The organism is Chitinophaga sp. GbtcB8 (genome assembly GCF_019091455.1).
Taxonomy (GTDB): domain Bacteria; phylum Bacteroidota; class Bacteroidia; order Chitinophagales; family Chitinophagaceae; genus Chitinophaga.
Window position 1 is genome coordinate 1 of sequence record NZ_JAGXJN010000472.1, and the last position, 233, is coordinate 233.

Sequence of the window (233 nt, forward strand, 5' to 3'; positions counted from 1 at the left end):
AGAACAAGATATTTTTTGGGAAAATCAAAAGATAAAGACATGGAAATGGGAGGATAAGAAGCACAAAGAATATATATCTCTGCATGTCTCTCCTATACTAAATGTATATTCTTTTGTGAGTGAAATCTTTAAATATATACGTATTCATATATATAATGATAATCAAATTTTAGTTATAGGTCTTGAGGCATATATTCAAATAACTCTTTTTTATTCATCTTTATGACTTGTTT

Annotated in this window: 1 protein-coding gene; it reads left to right on the forward strand. The window is 25.8% G+C overall.

Annotation, left to right across the window (positions count from 1 at the left end; translation table 11 throughout):
• Window positions 1-226, forward strand: a 226-nt coding sequence (locus tag KVT36_RS32345; RefSeq protein ID WP_217607530.1) for a hypothetical protein, incomplete at its 5' end; no start/stop codon positions are given.
• Between the last annotated feature and the right edge of the window lie 7 nt (window positions 227-233).